We start from the raw sequence: 19811 nt of genomic DNA on the forward strand, positions 1-19811 counted from the left end.
CACGGCCCCGTACGCACGCTCACGACAGCCAACCCAGGACCGACACATGACAACGGCATCCGACACCCCCGCCGCCTCCCGTTCTCCGCTCCCGCCACCGACCGGGGGGAAGGACACGCCCGCGGCCCCCGACGGCTCCCACGCGCCGGGCGATCCCGATGGCTCCCACGCGCCGGGCGATCCCGACGGCACCCCCGCGCCTGGCGCTCCCGCCCCGATACGGACGCTGCTGCGGTACGCCCGCCCGCACCGGCTGGTACTCACCGCCACCCTGTTACTGGTCCTGGTGGCCAGCGCCGCCGGGCTGGTGCAGCCGCTGGTCGCCCAGCACGTCCTGGAGGGGCTGGCCGACGGCGACAGCGTCGTCGGACCGGTCGTGCTGCTGGCCGCCCTGGTGGTGGTCGGCGCCGCGCTCACCGGACTCCAGTCCTGGTGGCAGCAGCGCACCGCGGAACGGGTGGTCCGGCAGATCCGCAGGGACCTGGTCTTCCGGCTGATCCGGTTGCGGGTGCCGGAGCTGGACCGCCGGCCCCCGGGCGACCTCATCGCCCGGGTCACCTCCGACAGCACCCTGGTGCAGAACGCCGCCACCGAGGGTCTGATCATGGTCGCCAACGGCACGCTCAGCATTGTCGGCGCGATCGCGCTGATGGGCGTGGTGCATCTGGGGCTGCTCGGCATCACCCTCGCCGTCCTGCTGTGCGTCGCCGCAGGGATGCTGCTCGTCCTGCCCCGGATCAGCGGCGCCGTGGCCCGCGCGCAGGAGTCGGTCGGCGCGGTCGGCGCCGCCCTGGACCGCACCCTGGGCGCGGCCCGCACCGTCAAGGCCAACGGCGCCGAGCGCCGGGAGACCGAGCTCGCCGACGAGGCCATCGACGGGGCGTACCGGGCGGGACTGACCGGCGCCCGCTACGTCGCCGTGGTGCAGATCCTCTCCGGCGTCTCCGTCCAACTCGCCTTCCTCACCGTACTCGGCGCCGGGGGCGCCCTCGTCGCCTCCGGAGACCTCGGCGCGCCCGAGCTGATCGCCTTCCTGCTGTACGTCTTCTACCTGGCGAGCCCGATCGGCTCCCTGGTGTCGGGGCTGAGCATTCTCCAGGGGGGACTCGGCGCCGTGGGACGCATCGAACAGGTCGGCGCCATGCCGATCGAGGACGACGTGGACGGGGACACGGACACCGGAGGCCTGGACGGACCGCTCCCGGCTCGTCCCGCCCTTCCGCCGACCATCGAGTTCAGCGACGTGCGCTTCGGCTACCCCGGCCGCGGACCCGCCCTGCGAGGCATCTCCTACACCGCCGCGGGCGGCACCCAGACCGCGCTGGTCGGGCTGTCGGGGGCGGGCAAGACCACCATGTTCGCGCTGCTCCAGCGCTTCTACGAACCGGAGTCGGGCCGGATCCTGCTGGACGGAGTGGACATCGCCACCCTGCCCCGGGCCGAGGTGCGCCGCCGGATCGCGTACGTGGAGCAGGACTCACCCGTGCTCGCGGGCACCATCGAGGACAACCTGCGGTACGCGGCGACCGACGCCACCGACGAGGACATCGCCGAGGCGCTGCGGCTGACCCGGCTCGACACGCTGATCGCCCGCCTCCCCGACGGCTTGCGCACCGAGGTCGGCACCCGCGGCGTCACCCTGTCCGGTGGCGAGCGCCAGCGGCTGGCCATCGCGCGGGCGCTGCTGCGCAAGCCGGAGGTACTGCTGCTGGACGAGGCCACCGCGGCACTCGACGCCAGCAACGAGCGCGCGCTGCGCGAGGCGGTGGACCAGGCGGCCCGCACGTGCACCGTGCTGCTCATCGCCCACCGGCTGTCGACGGTGACCGGGGCCGACCAGATCGTGGTGCTGGAACACGGCCGCGTCCGGGCCCTGGGCAGCCATCGCGAACTGGTGGAGACCGACGAGCTGTACCGCGAACTCGCCGCCTCCCAGATGCTGGTGGGCGGCGAGGACGACTGACAGGGGTCACCGCCCCCGAGCCGGCGCTTGTCCGGCTCGCCGAAGGCGCTGGGCCGGGGCGGTGGGCCAGGAGTAGCGGGCCAGGGGCGGTGGGCCGGGGGCGGCTCCCGCCCCGTCGCGACAAGTGGCGGGTCAGCCGCGCGCGGACCGCGCGCCGCCCTCCGCCCGCCGCGCGAGCGGTTTCCCGCCGACCTGGGACCAGACCCCCGCGCCCATGGCCACCCCGAGCCCCAGGAAGGCGGCCACCCCGGCCGGCACGATCCACTGCGTCATGCCGGGAACCCCGGAGTGGGACTCCTCGCCGAGCTGCACCACGGACAGCACCGACGTCAGCAGGCCGTACGGGATCAGCAGTGCCGTTCCGGCGCAGGCCGGCACGAGAAGCAGCCATCGCGGGAACACCCGGCCCCACGGCCGCACGAGCGCCGATACGAGGACCATCCCGCACACCGCCGCCACGGCCGTGAAGTCGACGCCGTGCTCCACCAGCCACACGACCGCCTCGGGCGCGCCGTTCTCGCGGAACTCGTCGCTCATGTCGAACCCGTCGGGCAGGCCGGCCCGCCCGCCCGCCGCCCAGTACGTCTTGACCGCCACGTACGGCACGGCCGCGGCCACACCGAATCCCGCGATCCGCCGGGCGACCTTCGGTGGCACAGCGCGCAGCATGCCCAACTCCCTTGTCTCTGAGCGACTCTCCCGTCGGCGCGGTACGGCGCGGTACGGCGCGGTACGGCGTGACGGCGGCCGACGAGGACCGCCGGCGGGACCACGCTAGGCGCGTCCCGGTGACCGGACGTCAGACCTGGGCGCTGTCCGCACGGCGGCACATCCGCCGCACGGCGGGCTCGGCGTCATGCCTGAGGATGTCTTTCCCGCCGTGCCCCGGCCCGCGTGGACGGCGCCCGGAACCCGCGTGGACGGCGCCCGGAAAGGGTTGTGCGCCGCCCCCGTCCCCAGGGGGCGGCGCACGCGGGCCGTCTCCGCTCTCACGACGGCCCGCAGATCATGAGCGCCCGGAGAGTCCGAGCGAGGGGAGGAGCGCCGCCGTGACGAACCGCGTGAGGTACGCCTCGTCCGCGTACGGGCCTTCCAGGATCGGCCGGATGCGCATGGCCCCGAACAGCTGCGCCGCGACGAACTCCAGCGCCGGGTCGCCCGCGTCGACCTCACCGCGCTCCACACCGCGCCGGACCATCGCGTCGACCGCCGCCAGCTCGGGCTCGACCAGGGCTTCGCGCAGCGCGTCCATCAGCTCGGGATCGTTGAGGGCGGCGTGGCCGAGCGCGTGCTGGAGTGAGGTGTCCATTCCGGAGCAGTCGCCCATGGCGCGCGCCGCCGCGAGCAGATCACCGGCCAGCGAGCCGGTGTCGATGCCGGCCAGCCGCACCTGGCGGGTGCCGCGCAGGGAGGCCGCGACCAGCCGCGGCTTGGTCTGCCACTGGCGGTACAGCGTCGATCTGCTCGCGCGGGTCCGGGCGGCGACGCCCTCCATGGTCACCGCGTCGTAGCCGCCCTCCCTGAGCAGGTCGAGTACGGCCTCGTAGAACTCCCGCTCCCGCTCCGGCGTGATCTTGGAGCGGCGAGCGGGGGGCGCGATGTCCTGGGCGGGCATGGGTCCCTTCCTCTCGGCCTGCTGTTCTCGATACGCAAGTGTATCGGTACATCGCCGTATCGGTACACTCCTGTATCGATGGGCGCGACACTCCGGCGCGCCGCGCCGCCACCGCGATGCGAAGGGAACGGGTGATGGACCCCCGATCCGAGCCAGCCGAGCCCGACCCGGGCACAGCCGCCCGCCCGGCACCGCCGGCCGGCGTCCTCGCCGCGCCGAGCGGCCCCATACCGAGCGGCCCTGTACAGACCGACCCTGTACAGACCGGCTCCGTCCCGACCGGCCCCGCGCCCTTCGCCCCGCGGGCCGCGAGGTGAGCGCGACCGGCATAGCCGTCGTCCTCTCCCTGGTCTCCGCCGTGGCCTACGCCGCCGCCGCGGTTGCCCAGGAGCGGCTCGCCTCCCGTGCCCGCGCGGACCGGACCGGGCTGCTGCGGCTGCTCGGCAGCGCCGCCTGGTGGGGCTCGGTCGCGCTGAACGCGGCGGGAGCCGCGCTGCACGTCGCGGCGCTCAGGTTCGGGCCCCTCACCCTCGTCCAGCCGCTCGGCGCGCTCACCCTGGTCGCGGCCGTGCCGCTCGGCGCGCACCGCGCCGGGCGCCGGGTCTCCCGTGCCGAACGGCGCGGCACGTCGGCCACCCTCGTCGGCCTCGGCGCCCTGCTGACGGCCACGTCTGCCGCCGCGCCCCAGGACACGCTCGGGGCGCGCCAGGCGCTGGGGGTCGCGGCCGTGAGCGCCGTGCTGATCGCCGTACTCGCCCGGCCGGGAGCGCGCCCGGGACTGCGGCACGCCGCCGCCTCCGGCCTCGCCTCCGGCGTCGCGTCGGCGCTCACCCAGACCGTCACCGTGGCCCTCACCGGTGGCGGCGCCGGACCGGTGCCGCGCGTGCTGCTCGTGGCGCTGCTCGTCGCGGCCTTCGCCGGGGCGGGGCTGCTGCTGGCGCAGACCGCCTACCGGGACGGGCTCGGCGCGCCGCTGGCCGTGGTGACCCTCGCCAACCCGGTCGCCGCGGCCGTCATCGGGCTCACGCTGCTGGGTGAACGGCTCCAGGGCGGGGCGGCCGGAGCCGTGTCCGCCGTGGCGGGGGCGGCCCTGGCGGCCCGCGGCGTGGTCCTGCTCACCCGGCGCCCCGACACCCCTGGCGCCCCAGCTCCGCCGTCCGGCGCCGTGGCGGCCGGGCCGGTGGAGCCGGCCGGCCCGCGCGTGCCCGGCCCCGCCGGATGCCGGCCGCCCGGCGCGCGTGCCCGCCCGACGACCCGCCCGGCGCGGCCCCGGCACGCGTGCCGTACCGGCCGGATCTGCGAACTCCCCGCCGCGCCATCGGAGATCGAGGACGATGGGACCCGCGGTCCGCGCGCCGGTACGACCCCCGCCGCGCGGCCGCCGCAGGGCATCCCGCCCGCGCCGTGCAACCGTTGAGGAGCCGTCGCCGATGAGCAGCAGCACGCACGACATCACCGTCCCCGCGGCGCCCCGGGTCGAGGAGGTCGCCGAGGGCGTCTACGCGTACGTCCAGCCCGACGGCACCTGGTGGATCAACAACACCGGCTTCCTCGTCGGCAGACGCGGGGTGATCAGCGTGGACGCCTGCGCCACCGAGCGCCGCACCCGGGCCTACCTCGACGCGATCAAGGCGGTCACGCCGCAGCCGGTCCGGACCCTGGTCAACACCCACCACCACGGCGACCACACCTTCGGCAACCATCTCTTCCGCGGCGCCACCATCGTCGGCCACGAGGGCGTGCGGGCCGGGATACGGGACTGGGGCGAGCCGCGCGCGGCGCCGTACTGGACCGACGTCGAATGGGGCGACATCCAGCTCGAACCGCCGTTCCTCACCTACACCGACGGCGTCACCCTGTGGGTCGACGACCTGCGCTGCGAGGTGCGGCACGTCGGCACCGCCGCGCACACCACCAACGACTCGATCGTCTGGATCCCGGAGCGCCGGGTTCTGTTCTGCGGCGATCTGCTGTTCAACGGCGGCACCCCGTTCCTCGTCCAGGGGTCGCTCTCCGGGGCCGTCAGCGTGCTGGAGGACGTGATCGCGCCGCTGGGTGCCCGGACCATCGTCGCCGGGCACGGCCCGGTCGCCGGGCCCGAGCTGATCGACACCGTGCTGGGCTACCTCCGGTTCGTCCAGGACACCGCGGCCCGCGGCCGCGCCGCGGGCCTGTCCCCGCTGGAGGCGGCCCGGGAGACCGACCTGGGGCCGTACGCGGAACTGGCCGACCGCGAACGGATCGTGGGCAATCTGCACCGCGCCTACGCCGAACTCGCGGGCGCGGCCCCCGGCGCCCCGATAGACGCCCGGAGCGCGCTGGACGACATGATCGCCTACAACGGCGGCCGCCCGCTGTCCTGCCACGCCTGATCCTCGCCCGGGCACGGCTGATAGGCGTTCGACTGGAGCAGGTACATGTCGCGGAACGCGCCGGTGCCCGTCACCGGGTCCATCAGCTCGTCGAAGGTGCCGTGCTCGGCGACCTGCCCGTGCTGGAGGACGTAGATCTCGTCGGCGTGCCGGACGCTGTGCAGCCGGTGGGTGATGAGGATGACGGTCTGCCCCTCGGCGGCGAGATCCCGGATCCGGTCGAAGACCTGCTGCTCGGCGGCGGCGTCCAGCGCGCTGGTCGGCTCGTCGACGACCAGGATCTGGGCGTCGCGCAGCCGGGCGCGGGCGATGCCCAGCCGCTGCCACTGGCCACCGGAGATCTGGTGCCCGCCCCGGTAGCCCCGGGCCAGCAGCGTGCCCCACCCGTGCGGCAGCTCCGTGATCACGTCGTCCGCCCCGGCGTAGCGGGCCGCGGCCTCCAACTGCTCGTCGCCGGCCGGGGTGCTGGTGCGGCCGATGCCGACGTTGACCCGGGCCGTGAACGGCCACCTGTAGAAGTCCTGGTTGACCACCGCGATCCGGTCGAAGATCTGGGCGCGGTCCGCCTCGGTGGCGTCCACGTCGTCCCAGTGGACGGTGCCGCTGTCCGGGACGTACAGCCCGCACAGCAGCCGGGCCAGCGTCGACTTGCCGCTGCCGTTGGTGCCCACCAGCGCGATGGTCTTGCCGGCGGGAATGGTCACATCCACCCCCTTCAGCGCCGGACCGCTGTCGTTGCCGGGGTAGCTGAAGGTGACGTCCGTGAAGCGGATCTTCGCGACCTTCTCGGGCAGGTCCCGGCCGCCGGTGGGGATCAGCCGGCGGTCCGCCTCCGTGCACAGCCGCTCCAGGTCCCCGACGAACAGGCTCTCCTCGTACAGGTAGTTGACCTGTAGGACGAGGCTGTCGAGGCTGGCGGCCCCGGAGCGGATCCCGATCACGGCCGTCCCGGCCGCGGACAGCGCCATCGTGCCCGTCCACAGCAGCATTCCCAGCGCACCGTAGGTGGCGGCCGCCGCGAGGCCCGTGCCGCAGGCCGCGAGCAGCCCGGTACGGGCGGCGAGCCGGGCGAGCCGGGTCTGCTCCCGCTCACCGGCCTCCGACATCGCGCGGTAGTGCCGCAGCAGGAACGGCGCCACCCCGTGGACGCGGACCTCCGGCGCGGCCTGGGTGTCGATCAGGATCCGCCCCAGCAGCTGGCCGGCCCGCGCGTGCTGGACCCAGCTGTGGAAGGAGCGGTAGCGGCGGCGGGCGATCGTCAGCGAACTCCACGCGCTGGGCAGGGTCATCAGGGCCAGCAGCGGCAGCAGCACCGGGTGCAGGGCCGCGAGCACCCCGGCGGCCGCGACGAGGGAGATCATCGCGTTCACCACCGACGTGCAGTACTTGATCAGACGCCGGGCGGCGGACGCGCCCCAGGAGGCGGAGTCCAGGAGCTTGTGGAACTCGTGGTCCTCCACGGCCGCGAGCTCCACCCGCGCCACCCGCTCCAGATACGCCTCCGTCGCCACCCGCTCCACCTTCGGCTCGAGGCGGCCGGTGCCCGCCGTGGACGCCGAGCGCAGCAGTGCCCCCGCCATCGCGGCGAGCGCCACCACCGCGATGGCGGGCAGGGCGGCGGTGAGCCGGTCGGCGGTGGTGCCGCCGTCGAGCAGGTGCGCCAGCACCTGGTTGACCGCGACCAGGCCGACGGCCTGGGCGATCCCGCGGCCGGACTCCGCCGCCGCGACGACCCGCAGCGCGCGCGGATCGGCCTGGTGCGCCAGGCGCACCGTGGTGCCGAGCAGATGCGGTAATCGCCGCACCATCGACCGCAGGGTCAGCTCCAGGAACGACCCGTCGTGCCGGTTCCATCCCATGTCGTACCGCAACGGCCCGCCGAAGAGCAGCCGTTCCGACTCCGAACACCGCTCCTCGTCCGCGGTCTCCGCCGACCCGATGAAACCCCATCTCACACCACGTCACCTCAGCCCTCGTCCCCGATGCCGTTGCCGTCGGCATATCAGAGGCCGGTGGAGAACGGCTCAAGCGGCTTGATGGCGCTGTTGACGTTCCGTCGCCGTGCCTCTACGTTCTAGTCGATATTTCAAACATTGTTCGAAATATCGGACGAAGTAGGAGAGGTCATGGCACCGCCTCTCGACAGACGGCTCTTCCTCCGCGCGTCGACGCTCCTCGCGGCGGCACCGCTGGCCTCCGCCCTCCCGGCCGCCTGGACGGTCCGGCCCTTCGCGCTGGGGGACGCGGCCCTCGGCGGCGACGGCGTCTTCGCCGCCAAGGCATGTTCGGCGCGCTCACGGAGGTCCGCGCGGCACTGCGCCGCGCCCCGGCCGTCCTCGGCGTCCCTGGCAGATTCGGTACGGCGCCGAGAACGCGCGCGGCTCCCACCAGTACGTCGACCTGCCCGCCGGGGTCCTCGGCGGCGCCTCCTCCGTCACCCTCTCCGCCTGGGTGAACCCCACCCACGATGCCAACTGGACCCGCGTCTTCGACTTCGGCGACGGCACCGAGCGCTACCTCTACCTGGCCGCCCGCAACGGGAACGGAAACCCCCGCTTCGCCATCACCACGGGCGGCCCCGGCGGCGAACACCTGGGGCGGCCCGAGCCACCCCGGGTTCCTCGCCGCCTCCCCCCAGACGCAGTTCATCCAAGCTGCCCGACCCGCTCCGACAGCACGACCCTCCTGGACGAGATCTGGGCCGTCGCCCCCTTCCGCGCCAAAGACACCCTGGTCAGCCACGTGGAGGTCACGGTGCGGCGATGGGCGGACCGCCGGCCTGCTCGGCGCGGCCGACGGCCGGAAGGTGGTGCGGACGGCCCGGGACGCCTCCTCCGCGGGCGCGCGATGCCGGAAGCCGACGGGCCGGTCCCGACGGGCGATTGTCAGTGGCCGGTGTCACGCTGAGGTCATCAGGGATCCGTGAAGGGAATCGTCATGATCACCACTGACTTCGTACCCGGTTCGCCCTGCTGGATCGATCTCGGGGCACCCGACGTCGCCGCCACGGCCGCCTTCTACGGGTCGGTCTTCGGCTGGGACTTTCGGCCCATGGGCGGGGACGCGGGCGAATACGGCACCTTCGAGCTGGATGGCAAGACCATCGGCGGGATCGGCCCGCTCACCGAGGAAGGCGCCCGCTCGGCATGGATGATCTACTTCCACACGCGCGACGCCGACGCGGCGACCCGGGCCGTGGAGGCGGCGGGCGGCACGGTGCGGGTCGCCCCGGTCGACGCCGACGGTGAGGGGCGGATGGCCCAGTTCAGCGACCCGCAGGGCGGCCAGTTCGCCGTCTGGCAGCCGGGGCGGCACAAGGGGATGGAGGCGGCGGACCAGCCGGGCGCGCTGTGCTGGACCGAGCTGTACACCACCGACGCGGCCGCCGCGAAGGAGTTCTACGGCGGGCTCTTCGGCTGGCGGACCAGCGATGTGCCGCTGCCGGGCGGCGGCGGTACGTACTCGCTCATCACTCCGCAGGGGCAGGGCGAGGAGCGGATGCAGGGCGGCCTGATGCAGCTGCCCACCGATGCCCTCGCCCTGACCGGCGGCCGCCCCTACTGGCACCCGGTCTTCGCGGTCGAGAACTGCGACGCCACCGTCGCCAAGGTCACCAGGAACGAGGGCAGCGTGCAGATGGGCCCGGAGGACGCGGAGGACGTCGGGCGGCTGGCGGTCTGCGTCGACCCGTCCGGCGCCGACTTCGTCGTGCTCACTCCTGTGGCCACCCCGGCCTGACCCGGTCATCCCGCCCCCACCGCGATGAAGCCGAGGTGAGGCAACCTGGTGTTTCTTGACAGGTGATCACGTACACGACAGCATCCCGCCGGTGGAGATCACCGACCTGACACCGGCGGAACGGCGCGTCTGGCGGGCGTTCCCGCTCGGCGAGAGCGTCGACTTCCGGGACGGCGCCGACGACGACCCCGAGACCGGCGCTTCCTGGGGTCCCGAGCGGACCGTGCGCGCCCGGGTGCTGCGGGCGCTGCTGCTCGACGGGCCGTCACGAGACGGCGAGATAGCGGGCCTGAAGGTGTGGGGCGCGCGCATCACGGGACACCTGGATCTCAAGTACGGCGCGGTCGACCACCCCGTACGGCTGCGGTCCTGCCACTTCGAGCAGGCTCCGGACCTCTACGGGGCGCAGCTTCGCGTCCTGGCCCTGAACGACTCGTTCCTGCCGGGGCTCACGGCCGGGCACCTGCATGTCGACGGAGTGCTGCGCCTCACCTGCTGCCGCGTCACGGGCCCGGTGCGGCTGGCCGGGGCGCAGATCTCCGGCGCGTTCTTCGCCAACGGGGCGCGCCTCGGGGATCCAGCAGGGGCGCAGGAACCGGAGGAGCCGGTTCTCCAGCTCAACCACGCCGACATCGGCGCCGATCTCTGGGCCCCCGACGTGGTCGCCCACGGCCAGATCCGGCTGTACGGCGCGACCGTCGCGGGACAGGTCAACCTCAACGACGCACAGCTCACCGCCCCCGGCGGCCACGCGCTCCAGGCCGAGACCCTCAACGTCGGCACCGACCTGCACGCGATGCGGCTGCGCGCCCACGGCAGGGTCGATCTGCGCGGCGCCAGGATCAGCGGCCAGCTCAACCTCGCCTACGCCGCGCTTGCCAACCCCGGCGGGGTCGCGCTGCGCGTCAGCAGCTGCGTCGCGGGCGAGATGTGGCTGCGCGAGGCGAAGCCCGTCGTGGGCGCCGTCAATCTCCGCCGCGCCCAGTTCGACGTGCTGTACGTTCCGCCGGAGGTCTGGCCGGACGAGGTCAAGCTGGACAGGCTCGTCTACGGCTCGCTCCTGCCGCATCTGCCCGCCGCCGAACGGCTTCCGGTGCTGGAGCGCGAACGCGCCGGATACGTGTCGTACTCGTACGAGCAACTCGCCGCCGCGTACCGCACGGCGGGCGACGAAGCCGCCGCCCGTGCCGTCCAGCTCGCCAAACTCCGCCGCCACCGCCACACCCTGCCCTGGTACGCCAGGGTCTGGGGCCACCTTCAGGACGTGACCGTCGGCTACGGCTTCCGCCCGATGCGCGCCGCCGGATGGCTGCTGGCCCTGCTGCTCGTCGGCGCGCTCGCCTTCGCCGTGCGACATCCGCGCCCGCTGAAGGCCGACGAGGCCCCCGACTTCAACCCCGTCTTCTACACCCTCGACTTGCTGCTGCCGATCATCGGCTTCGGACAGGAGGCGGCCTTCGCGCCCCAAGGTGCGTTCCAGTGGCTGTCGTACCTGCTGGTCGTCACCGGCTGGATCCTGGCCACGACGACGGCGGCGGGCATCACCCGCTCCCTGAGCCGCCAGTAGCCGGCCCGTGGCCGGTTCGCCGGCGTCAGGCGGCGGGGCCGCCCATCAGTCCGGCGAAGGCCGCGGGCTCGGTGTCGAATCCCCTGACGGCCTGCCGGAATTCCCACGCTCCCGCATTGTCCCGGGTGAACTCCGCCAGCGTCACGGCGGTGGATCCGGAGACGCCCGAGAAGTCGCATCGCGCGAACTCCAGGCCGTTTTCCCTGAATCGGACGTCGGTGTTCGCCACCTCGCCGAAGGTCTTGCGTCCCTCGCGCTGCTGGATGGCGACACCCACGACGACCCGTATGTAGGACGTGCTCAACCGGTCGAGTTCCAGCGTCATCACCTCGTCGGCGCCGAAGCCCTGGCCGGTGCGGCTGTCCCTGTTGAGCGTGATGGTGCCGTCAGGGGACCGGCTGTCGAAGTGCACCAGGTAGGCGGGCTCGCCGTTCGGGGCGTCCGCGGTGTAGGTGGCGGCCACGATGTCGAGATCGTTGGCGGGCGTGCCGCTGGGACTGGGGTCCCACCGAAGTGCCACCTCGATTTTCCTGAGCCCCTTGTTGAGACCACTCACCGGACTCGCCCTCCCTGGAACCGGGCCGATACGGAATATCTGCCCGGCCAAGCATAGTGCGGGGGCCAGTGGTTGAGGATTTGTCAGGGTTGGGATTGTCAGGAAGTGGCCCGGTGCCGTTTGGCGGACGCGGCCTCGCGGACCGCTCAGCCCGGTGTGTCGCGATAGGGATTCTCGGGCTCCGGGATCCGGCGCAGGCCGGTCACGTCGAGCGCGGCGCGCGCCTTCTCCGTGCCCGGCTCGCCGCTCGGACGCCAGGTGCCGGTCACGGTGACCCAGGCGCCGGAGGCCGGCGGACTCCCGCCGTTCATCTCCACCTTGAGGGCCTGGGCGTCGGCCGCGCAGCAACTGAGCTGCATCCGGGTCAGATGCCAGCGCTCGCCCTTCCCGCGCGTCACGAATCCGGTCATCCGCACCGTACGGCCCTTCAGGCTCCGCTCCTTGTCCCACACCGCCCGCGTCGAGAAGTCCAACAGCGTCATGGGGAGGGGCGAGCCCGGCGGCAGCGGGTCGAACCGCGCCTGCTCCTCGACCTCCATGGGGCGCTGCCGCTCGGCGGTGTACGAGGCGAGGGCGGGCGGGGCCGAGAACATCAGGCCGATGACAGGGAGGAAGAGCAGCCAGGCGACGCTCGGCCCGCGCGAGTGGTCGTGCCCGTGCCCGTGCTCGGTCCGCGGGTCCTGCCCGCCCTCGGCGTCGCCGTGCGCCGTCCCGGCCCGGTGCGCGTCCTCGGCGCCGTCGGGGCCGGACCCCGCCGCGGCCCGTGCGTACGGGAACGGGAAGCCGTCCCGCCAGGCGCCGGCCATGCCCAGGGCGATCAGCACGATCCCGGCGACGATCAGCGGCAGCCGCAGCCCCTCTTTCACGTACCGCAGGTACACGTCGCCGAACAGCGAGATCCGCAGGACGGCGGCGCCCGCCATGGTGAGGAGGAGAATCTCGACCTGGCGCTTCACAGGATCCACCATCCGATCAGGACGCTGCAGGCGACGGCCACGACCGCCGTCGCCGCGGAGAAGCGGACGGCGAACGCCGATCCGAAGGTGCCCGCCTGCAGGGCGATGAGCTTGAGGTCGACCATCGGCCCGACGACCATGAACGCGAGTCGGGCCGTCGGCGAGAAGCCGGTCAGCGAGGCGGCGACGAACGCGTCCGCCTCCGAGCAGACCGCCAGGATGATCGCCAGGGCGGCGAGGAACAGCACGGACAGCCAGGGCCGGTCGGCGAAGGCGTCCAGGACGGTGCTCGGCACGGCGACGTTGAAGGTGGCGGCGGCCATGGCTCCGAGGACCAGGAACCCACCCGCGTGCAGGAAGTCGTGCTGGAAGCCGAGCCGGAACTCCTCCCACCGGCTCTGCCCCGGCTGGTGCCCGGTGTGCCGGGGGCGAAGCCGCAGCCACTCCGGGCGCCCGAACGCGAGCCACAGCCAGCCCATGGCCGCGGCCGTCGCGAGCGAGGCGATGAGCCGGGCGGCCACCATGGCCGGGTCGCCGGGGAAGGCCACGGCCGTCGCGGTCAGCACGATGGGATTGACCGCCGGGGCCGCCAGCAGGAACGTCAGCGCCGCGGCGGGCGCCACTCCGCGGCGGATCAGACTCCCCGCCACCGGGACCGACGCGCACTCGCACCCGGGCAGCACCACGCCGGCCGCCCCGGCGACCGGCACGGCCAGCGCGGGGTTCTTCGGCAGCGCCCTGGCGAAGACGTGGGCGGGTACGAAGGCGCCGATGGCGGCGGAGAGGACGGTGCCCAGCAGCAGGAAGGGCAGCGCCTGCAGCGCGATGGCCACGCAGACCGTCCGCCACGCTTGGAGGGCGGGCGCGTCGAACCACCTCCCGGTGCCCAGGACCGCCGCGCCGGCGATCGCGAGGGCGACGAATCCGGCCCGGCCGATCAGCGCGGTGACAGCGGGTGCCCCGCCTGGGGGTGCGGGCGCGCAGTGCGCCTCCGTAGCGACCCGCTCTTGTGTGGGGGACACGGCGACTCCGAGATTCGACCATTCGACGGACAGGGCGTAACGATAATCATTCCGCCAACTCCGGCATAGCCCCTGGGCGCGTCCGCGCGGCCGGCGCCGCCTCTCCAGTAGCGTGTACGGGTGATCCGTGCATTCGGACGGGTACGCGGGCGGTTGCCGACACGCGGCACACGGTGGGGGCGTGGCGATGCACAGGGACAACGACGCCGAGGACGCGAGCCGGGACGGCGGCGACGGCAGGCCCGAGGGCCCCTCACAGGTGGCGAACGAGCTGTCCGGCACGGTCACGGGCCCGGTCGTCCAGGCCGGGCGGACCGGCGACATCTCGACGCACCACCATTACCACGCGCCTCCGCCGCCGTCCCCCGAAGTGCCGCACGAGGTCCCCGGCGGAACGCCTTTCTGGGAGAACCGGGACGAGGAGCTGGCGGCCATGAGCGGCTGGCTGGCCCCGGATCGGGGTGGCTCCGCCCGTGTCTTCCTGCTGACCGGACTGCCAGGCGTGGGCAAGCGCGGCATGGCGCGCCACTGGGCCGAGTCCATGCGCGGACGCTTCCCCGGCGGTGAGCTGTACATCGACTTCGGCGACCTGCCGCGGCACGGCGGCGGCGCCGGAGTCGACCTGTCGGAGGGGGCGGCCCGCCTCCTGCGCTCCCTCGGCGTCGACGTGGACTTCCTCCCGCCGTCGCTGTCCGAGCGCGTGGGCATGCTCCGGACGAAGACCGCGGAGCGCCCGCCGCTCCTCGTACTGGAGGGCGTCAGCGAACCCGCCCAGGTCTCCACGTTCATCCTCAACACGCCCGGCAGCGCCGTGCTCGCCACCAGCGGCGAGTGGCTCGGCGAACTCCTCCAGGACGGAGCCCGGCTCATGCAGCTGGAACCTCTCGACGCGGACTCCGGCATGCGACTGCTGGCCACGCTGTGCGGCCCCGAGCGGGTGGCCGCGGAACCGGAGGCGGCCGAACGGATCGTGGCGGCCTGCGGCGGACTGCCGGTCGCCCTCCACGTCGCCTCCGCCCGCCTCAGCCGCGGCAGGCGGCTGTCCCTGACCGGGCTCGCCGACGAACTGTCGGACGAGAACAGGCGCCTGAGCGGTCTTTCGCACGGCACCGACCGCGGGATGGCCGCCATGCTCACCGTCGCCTGCCGCGGCCTGGCGCCGGACGAGGCCCGCATGTACCGGTGCCTGGGAGTGCTGCCGACCCGCACCTACGACGCGTGGACGGCGGGCGCGGCGGCGGATCTCGGCCACGGGACCGCACAGGAGCTGCTGGACGGGCTGGCGGACGCCAGCCTCCTCGACATCGTCTCCGACGGCCGCTACGCGTTCCACGACCTGGTCCGGCTGCACGCCCGCGAACAGGCCGCGGCGGCGGGCGAGCCGGACCGGGACGTGCTGCGCCGGGTGCTGACCCACTACGTGCTCCGGACGGCCGCCGCGGACCGGGCCGTCAGGGCGGACCGGCTGCGCATCACCGACGTCGACGCGCTCCTCCAGGGCCGCGACGACCCGTTCGGCGCGGCCGGCAAGGACGCGGCACTGGACTGGCTGGCGACGGAGCGCGCCAATGCCATGGCGGTGCTGAGGGCGGCGGACGGGCAGGCGCGGGGCGAGCGGGGGCCAGCGCAGCGGCCACGGGGCGAGTCGGGGCTGGACCGGCAGATCTGGCAGCTGGCCGAGGCCCTCATCGTCCTGTTCCTCCATCACCGGATCCTGGGCGACTGGGCGGAGGCCGCCGGGATCGGCGCCGCCGCAGCGGCCCGGGACGGCGCCGTGGCGGCCGAGGCCCGGCTGCGCAGCCTGCTCTCCCGCCCCCTGATGGACCAGGGCGAGTACGACGCGGCGCGTGGGGAACTGGAGGCCGCCCAGGAACTGGCCGACCGCAGCGCGCACCTGGTCCTGCGCGCCTCCGTACAGGAATTCCTCGGCCGTTACTGGGACCGTGTCGACCGCCCCCGGGCCATCGCCGCCTACGAGCGCTCCCTGGAGCTCAACGAGAGCGCGGACGAACCGCGAGGAGCCGCCATCGCCCGGTACTTCCTCGGCTGCGCGCAGGACGCCACCGGTGACCACGCCACGGCCCTGACGACGCTGCGCGAGGCGATCCGCGGCCTGCGCGGCGTCGGCGACGTGCGGATGGCCGGGCGCGCCCTGCACGCGGTCGGCGACGTGCACGTGACCCTGGGGCAGACCGACCTGGCGGCGATCGCGCTGAGCGAGGCGATCGACATGCTGCGGCAGGAGCGCTCCACGCACCACGAGGCGCTGGCGCGCGAGAGCCTGGCGCGGCTGTGTGCGCGGGAGGGCGACCGGGCCGCCGCGCGCGACCACTGGTCCCGGGCCCTGGAGATCTACCAGGCGGGCGGCAGCCCCAGGGCCGCGCGGGTACGCGAGGCGCTGGCGGAGCCGGACGGGGGATGACCGCGATGACCGCCCGTCAGCCCCGGCGGCAGGGGGGGGACGGGAGGGTCGTGGCCCGGTGGCTCGGCGGGTCAGGGCGCGGCCACCCCGGCCCGGGGTGGGCGGCGCGGACCACGTGGCGCACCCGTGCGGCGTGCCGCACGCCGCGCCGCACGTCGCGTCCAGGACCGTGTCCGCCGGACATGGTGTGGCCGTACCCGCCGGTTCGGTCAGCGCGGGTGCGGCCTGACCCGTAGCTCCACGTCCTCCTCGCGCTGGCCGACGCGCAGCGTCACCGGTCCGCCCTGCGGCAGCCCCGCCCGCAGCAGCGTGTAGACGACGGCCGCGTGCAGCGACGGATCGGTCAGCCCGCCGGTGGCCGTCGTCTCCACCACCCGCCCGTCCCGCAGCCCGACGAGGCAGCCGCCCGCGAACGGGACCGCCGCCACCCGGCTTCCCGGATGCGCCTCCAGAGTGTCCTTGATCCAGCGGATCGCGGTCACCGCCGTCCCCGCCGGTGCGGCGGCGGTCAGCACCGAAGCGCTGTCCCTCAGCCCTCGGTCCGAGGTGGTCGCGGCACACGACAGGTGCCGGAACCGCTCGGGCGTCTCCGGCCGCCGGTTCTCGACGGCGGCCGGAAACCGTTCGACGTCGACCACCACGCGCCCGCCCGCCTCGGCCGCGCCGCTGTACGTCGCCAGGGCGGTCGGCGGCGTGAGGCGGACCCGCGGCGGCGGATACGTCAGGACGGGGGGTGCCCCGGCCGGTTCGGGCAGCCGCAGCAACTCGTAGACGTGCGTACGGAGGGCGGCGAGGGCCGTTCCGGGGCATGCGAACGCGCGGTCGGCGATGTGTGTGAGACGGCCGGGCCGGTGCCCCGCGAGCGCCTCGGTGACCTGGTCGCGCAGCGCACCGCGCCGGTCCAGGCGGTCCGCGGTCCGCCCCAGCTCCGCCATCGGCGTGCCCGGCACCGCGTCGGCGCCGAACGCGCCCAGCAGCAAGGGGCGGTCGATGGCCGCCCCGTACAGGGTGACCGACCCGTGGTCGCCGATGACGACGTCCGCCGCGATCAGCACGGCCTGCCAGTCCCTGACCGGGGGGACCATGAGCAGCCCCGCCGCCTCGGCGGCGTCCTGGAGCGTGCGCAGCTGCCAGGCGCCGTGCGCGGACCACACGTTCGGGTGCGCGATGGCGGCCACGCGCCAGGTGTCCGCGGGAAGTTCGGCCAGGAGCCGGCCGGGCAGCCCGGGGTCCTGGCCGAGCAGCGAGGTCTCGCGCCAGGTGGAGCTGAGCACCAGCAGGCGCCGGCCGGGCTCCAGACCCAGCGCGCGCCGGTAGCCGTCGCGGCGGTCGAGGCTCGCGAACAGCTGGTCGCGGCAGGGGTCGCCGACGAGCAGCGTCCGCCCGGCGGCCTTGGGATGGGCTTGCGCCAACTGGTCGGCCTGGTCGGGGTGAGAGACCGTCATCCAGGCCCGGCCGCTCTCCAGAAGCGCGTCGGTGACCACGCCGGAGAGCCGCTCACGGCGGCTGCGGGAGTCGGGTACGGACTTGTGGAACCCCACCCCGTGCGGCAGGACGAGCACGGGGTACTGCCCGTCGGGAACGGTGATGTTCTCGCTCGCGGACACCACGAGATCGGGGCTGATGGCGGCGAGCTGCTCCCAGGGCATGATCCGGCAGCCCGCGGCGCGCAGCAGGTCGTACACACCGTCGTTGAAGGCGGAGGAGGGGTCGTAGGCGAAGACGGTGCCGACCCGGTCGTCCCCGCGCAGCAGGTCGCGCAGGACGTCGAGCAGCCGGACGGTCGACGTCACGGTCCGGGCGGCCGCCACGAGGATCCGGTCGTGAGGGAAGGTGCGCCAGCGGTCGGCGTCGGGACCTACCGGTACGCGCAGTGGCTGGTCAGCGACCACGGCGGCGCTCCCGTTCCGCCCGGAGGCCCGCCGCCACCGCCGGACTTACGCGCGCCCCGCGTCCCGGCAGGCCACGGGCCACGGGCCACGGGCCACGGGCCACGGGCCACGGGCCACGGGCCACGGGCCACGGGCCACGGGCCACGGGCCACGGGCCACGGGCCACGGGCCACGGGCCACGGGCCACGGGCCACGGGCCACGGGCCACGGGCCACGGGCCACGGGCCACGGGCCACGGGCCACGGGCCACGGGCCACGGGCCACGGGCCACGGGCCACGGGCCACGGGCCACGGGCCACGGGCCACGGGCCACGGGCCACGGGCCACGGGCCACGGGCCACGGGCCACGGGCCACGGGCCACGGGCCACGGGCCACGGGCCACGGGCATGGTGCCTCTACCACCGCCCGTGCCACCGGGCAACCCGCCCGCGGCGGAACACCGCCGGAGGCGCGCCCGCCCAGTCGGGTGACGGGGTACGGATGCATGACGGCTGCTCCGGTGGGCGGGGGTGGATGCGGGGGCAGGGGCTGCGGCTGGGTGTGGAGCACGAGTGTACGACGGGCTCCGGACGGGCACGGGCGGCCCGGTCACCGCTTCCCGGGGCTCACCATTCTCCGTCGCTGACCGGCCGTTCGTCCTTGAGCTGGACCGCCGGCGGCGGCGTCGGCGGCGTCCACCCCGGCTGTTCGTCCGCGAGCCAGTGGCCGGTGGGCCTGACCCCGGAAAGCTCCGCGGAAGCGGGCAGGTCCGCCGCGTCGGCGTCGTAGTAGTCGAACCACGGCAACCCCTGCTGGGCGTACGCCTGCGGCGTCACCGGAGTCGGCGGCGCCGCCTCGCCCGTGATCTGCCGCCACTGGGCGGCCGACGCCAGGTGGACGAAGACCCGCCCGCCGGCCTCAGCCTGGTAGTCCGACAGCGGCCGCTGGTCCGCGTAGACCTCCTGCCGCATCCGGCCGCCGGCCCCCAGCCCCATGGACCGGGCCGCGGGCGCCGCGCCCGGCGACGGGGGAGGGCAGCCGAAGCCGCCCGGTGCCGCGGGGCCGGCCGGGGCCGCCCCGGGCGGGGGTGGCGGCGGTCCGCCGTAGCCGCCGTCGGCCGGCCGCGCGGGGTGGAACGTCCGCTGCCAGGCCGCGCGAGCCGTGTCCGTCAGCTCGTGGACCGCCAACTGCACCCCGCCCCACCGCTCCTCGCCGGTGACCTGGCCCTCCACCGTGGCCCCCAGACCCATCGGCACCGCCACGAACTGGCGGATGAAGCCGTCACCGGAGTTGATGCCGTCCAGCCAGGGCTGCTGCGGCACCGCGACGTAGTTCTGCGGCCGCCGGCTCAGGGCGGGGCTCCACGGCTTCCCGGAGACCGCGCACACCTTGCCGACGCCGACCTTCAGCGCGGCCGGCACCCCCGCCGAGAAGTTCAGCCACATGGCCTCCCGCTGATACACCGGCAGCATCACCCCGCCGCGCCGCCGCCACTCCTCGGGCACGGTGTGCGGGTAGTCCGCCACGTGGCGCAGCGGAAACGCGCCCAGCCCCGGCGGGAGCGGGTACGTACCCGTCTCGGGGATGCGGAGCGTCCGCATGAAGCGCACCTGTATCCCGCCGGGGAGCTCCAGCGCGTCGCCCACGACCTTGACTCCAGCCACCATCGCCTGCCTTTCCGTAGCCGGGCCTCTGCCAGCAACGGACGCCGCCGGGCTCGGGTGGGTT

At 74.4% G+C, this 19811-nt stretch carries 14 protein-coding genes and 1 pseudogene; 7 read left to right on the forward strand and 8 right to left on the reverse strand.

Annotated elements, in window-relative coordinates; translation table 11 throughout:
* Positions 1-46: 46 nt before the first annotated feature.
* The gene (locus ACQUSR_RS30835) at positions 47-1963 is read left to right on the forward strand and encodes an ABC transporter ATP-binding protein (protein WP_431046208.1); all 1917 of its coding nucleotides are present in this window, start codon (positions 47-49) and stop codon (positions 1961-1963) included.
* A gap of 132 nt (positions 1964-2095) precedes the next feature.
* Here ACQUSR_RS30835 and ACQUSR_RS30840 read toward each other — a convergent pair whose 3' ends face one another.
* The gene (locus tag ACQUSR_RS30840) at positions 2096-2632 is read right to left on the reverse strand and encodes a hypothetical protein (protein WP_431046210.1); all 537 of its coding nucleotides are present in this window, start codon (positions 2630-2632) and stop codon (positions 2096-2098) included.
* A gap of 337 nt (positions 2633-2969) precedes the next feature.
* Complete coding sequence (locus ACQUSR_RS30845; protein WP_431046212.1) at positions 2970-3578, reverse strand: TetR/AcrR family transcriptional regulator; 609 nt, start codon at positions 3576-3578, stop codon at positions 2970-2972.
* A gap of 313 nt (positions 3579-3891) precedes the next feature.
* Here ACQUSR_RS30845 and ACQUSR_RS30850 point away from each other — a divergent pair, with 313 nt between their 5' ends.
* Positions 3892-4995, forward strand: coding sequence for a DMT family transporter (locus tag ACQUSR_RS30850; RefSeq protein WP_431046214.1), 1104 nt, complete (start codon positions 3892-3894; stop codon positions 4993-4995).
* A 13-nt stretch (positions 4996-5008) separates the two neighbouring features.
* Positions 5009-5950: an MBL fold metallo-hydrolase gene (locus ACQUSR_RS30855; protein ID WP_431046216.1), complete on the forward strand. Its 942-nt coding sequence runs from the start codon at positions 5009-5011 to the stop codon at positions 5948-5950.
* Here ACQUSR_RS30855 and ACQUSR_RS30860 read toward each other — a convergent pair.
* Entirely contained in the window at positions 5914-7809 is a 1896-nt protein-coding gene (locus ACQUSR_RS30860) for an ABC transporter ATP-binding protein (protein WP_431047941.1), read from the reverse strand. The two genes, ACQUSR_RS30855 and ACQUSR_RS30860, sit on opposite strands and share 37 nt — an antisense overlap.
* 422 nt (positions 7810-8231) lie before the next feature.
* On the opposite strand from ACQUSR_RS30860, the pseudogene ACQUSR_RS30865 reads away from it, so the two are divergent.
* The 3 genes and pseudogenes from ACQUSR_RS30865 to ACQUSR_RS30875 all read left to right on the forward strand — a co-directional run.
* Positions 8232-8539 (forward strand): annotated as a pseudogene (locus tag ACQUSR_RS30865) (LamG-like jellyroll fold domain-containing protein); the annotation flags it as partial.
* A 348-nt stretch (positions 8540-8887) separates the two neighbouring features.
* The gene (locus ACQUSR_RS30870; RefSeq protein WP_431046218.1) at positions 8888-9688 is read left to right on the forward strand and encodes a VOC family protein; all 801 of its coding nucleotides are present in this window, start codon (positions 8888-8890) and stop codon (positions 9686-9688) included.
* Between the two features lie 91 nt (positions 9689-9779).
* A complete protein-coding gene (locus ACQUSR_RS30875; protein ID WP_431046220.1) occupies positions 9780-11255 on the forward strand; it encodes a membrane-associated oxidoreductase in 1476 nt (491 codons plus the stop codon).
* A gap of 25 nt (positions 11256-11280) precedes the next feature.
* On the opposite strand, the gene ACQUSR_RS30880 is transcribed toward ACQUSR_RS30875, so the two are convergent.
* From ACQUSR_RS30880 to ACQUSR_RS30890, 3 genes are all read right to left on the reverse strand, one after another.
* Positions 11281-11811, reverse strand: coding sequence for a TerD family protein (locus ACQUSR_RS30880; protein WP_431046222.1), 531 nt, complete (start codon positions 11809-11811; stop codon positions 11281-11283).
* A 146-nt stretch (positions 11812-11957) separates the two neighbouring features.
* Entirely contained in the window at positions 11958-12767 is an 810-nt protein-coding gene (locus ACQUSR_RS30885) for a TIGR03943 family putative permease subunit (RefSeq protein WP_431046224.1), read from the reverse strand.
* Positions 12764-13708, reverse strand: a complete 945-nt coding sequence (locus tag ACQUSR_RS30890; protein ID WP_431047943.1) for a permease — start codon at positions 13706-13708, stop codon at positions 12764-12766. The genes ACQUSR_RS30885 and ACQUSR_RS30890 overlap by 4 nt, the downstream gene beginning before the upstream one ends.
* A 268-nt stretch (positions 13709-13976) precedes the next feature.
* Here ACQUSR_RS30890 and ACQUSR_RS30895 point away from each other — a divergent pair, with 268 nt between their 5' ends.
* Entirely contained in the window at positions 13977-16211 is a 2235-nt protein-coding gene (locus ACQUSR_RS30895; protein WP_431047945.1) for an NB-ARC domain-containing protein, read from the forward strand.
* A 209-nt stretch (positions 16212-16420) separates the two neighbouring features.
* On the opposite strand, the gene ACQUSR_RS30900 is transcribed toward ACQUSR_RS30895, so the two are convergent.
* Both ACQUSR_RS30900 and ACQUSR_RS30905 read right to left on the reverse strand, forming a co-directional pair.
* A complete protein-coding gene (locus tag ACQUSR_RS30900) occupies positions 16421-18103 on the reverse strand; it encodes a CDP-glycerol glycerophosphotransferase family protein (RefSeq protein ID WP_431046226.1) in 1683 nt (560 codons plus the stop codon).
* A gap of 606 nt (positions 18104-18709) precedes the next feature.
* Positions 18710-19750 (reverse strand): hypothetical protein, encoded by a 1041-nt coding sequence (locus ACQUSR_RS30905; protein ID WP_431046228.1) that lies wholly within the window; start codon positions 19748-19750, stop codon positions 18710-18712.
* Positions 19751-19811 lie beyond the last annotated feature (61 nt).

The organism is Streptomyces sp. P1-3 (assembly GCF_050613155.1).
GTDB lineage: Bacteria > Actinomycetota > Actinomycetes > Streptomycetales > Streptomycetaceae > Streptomyces.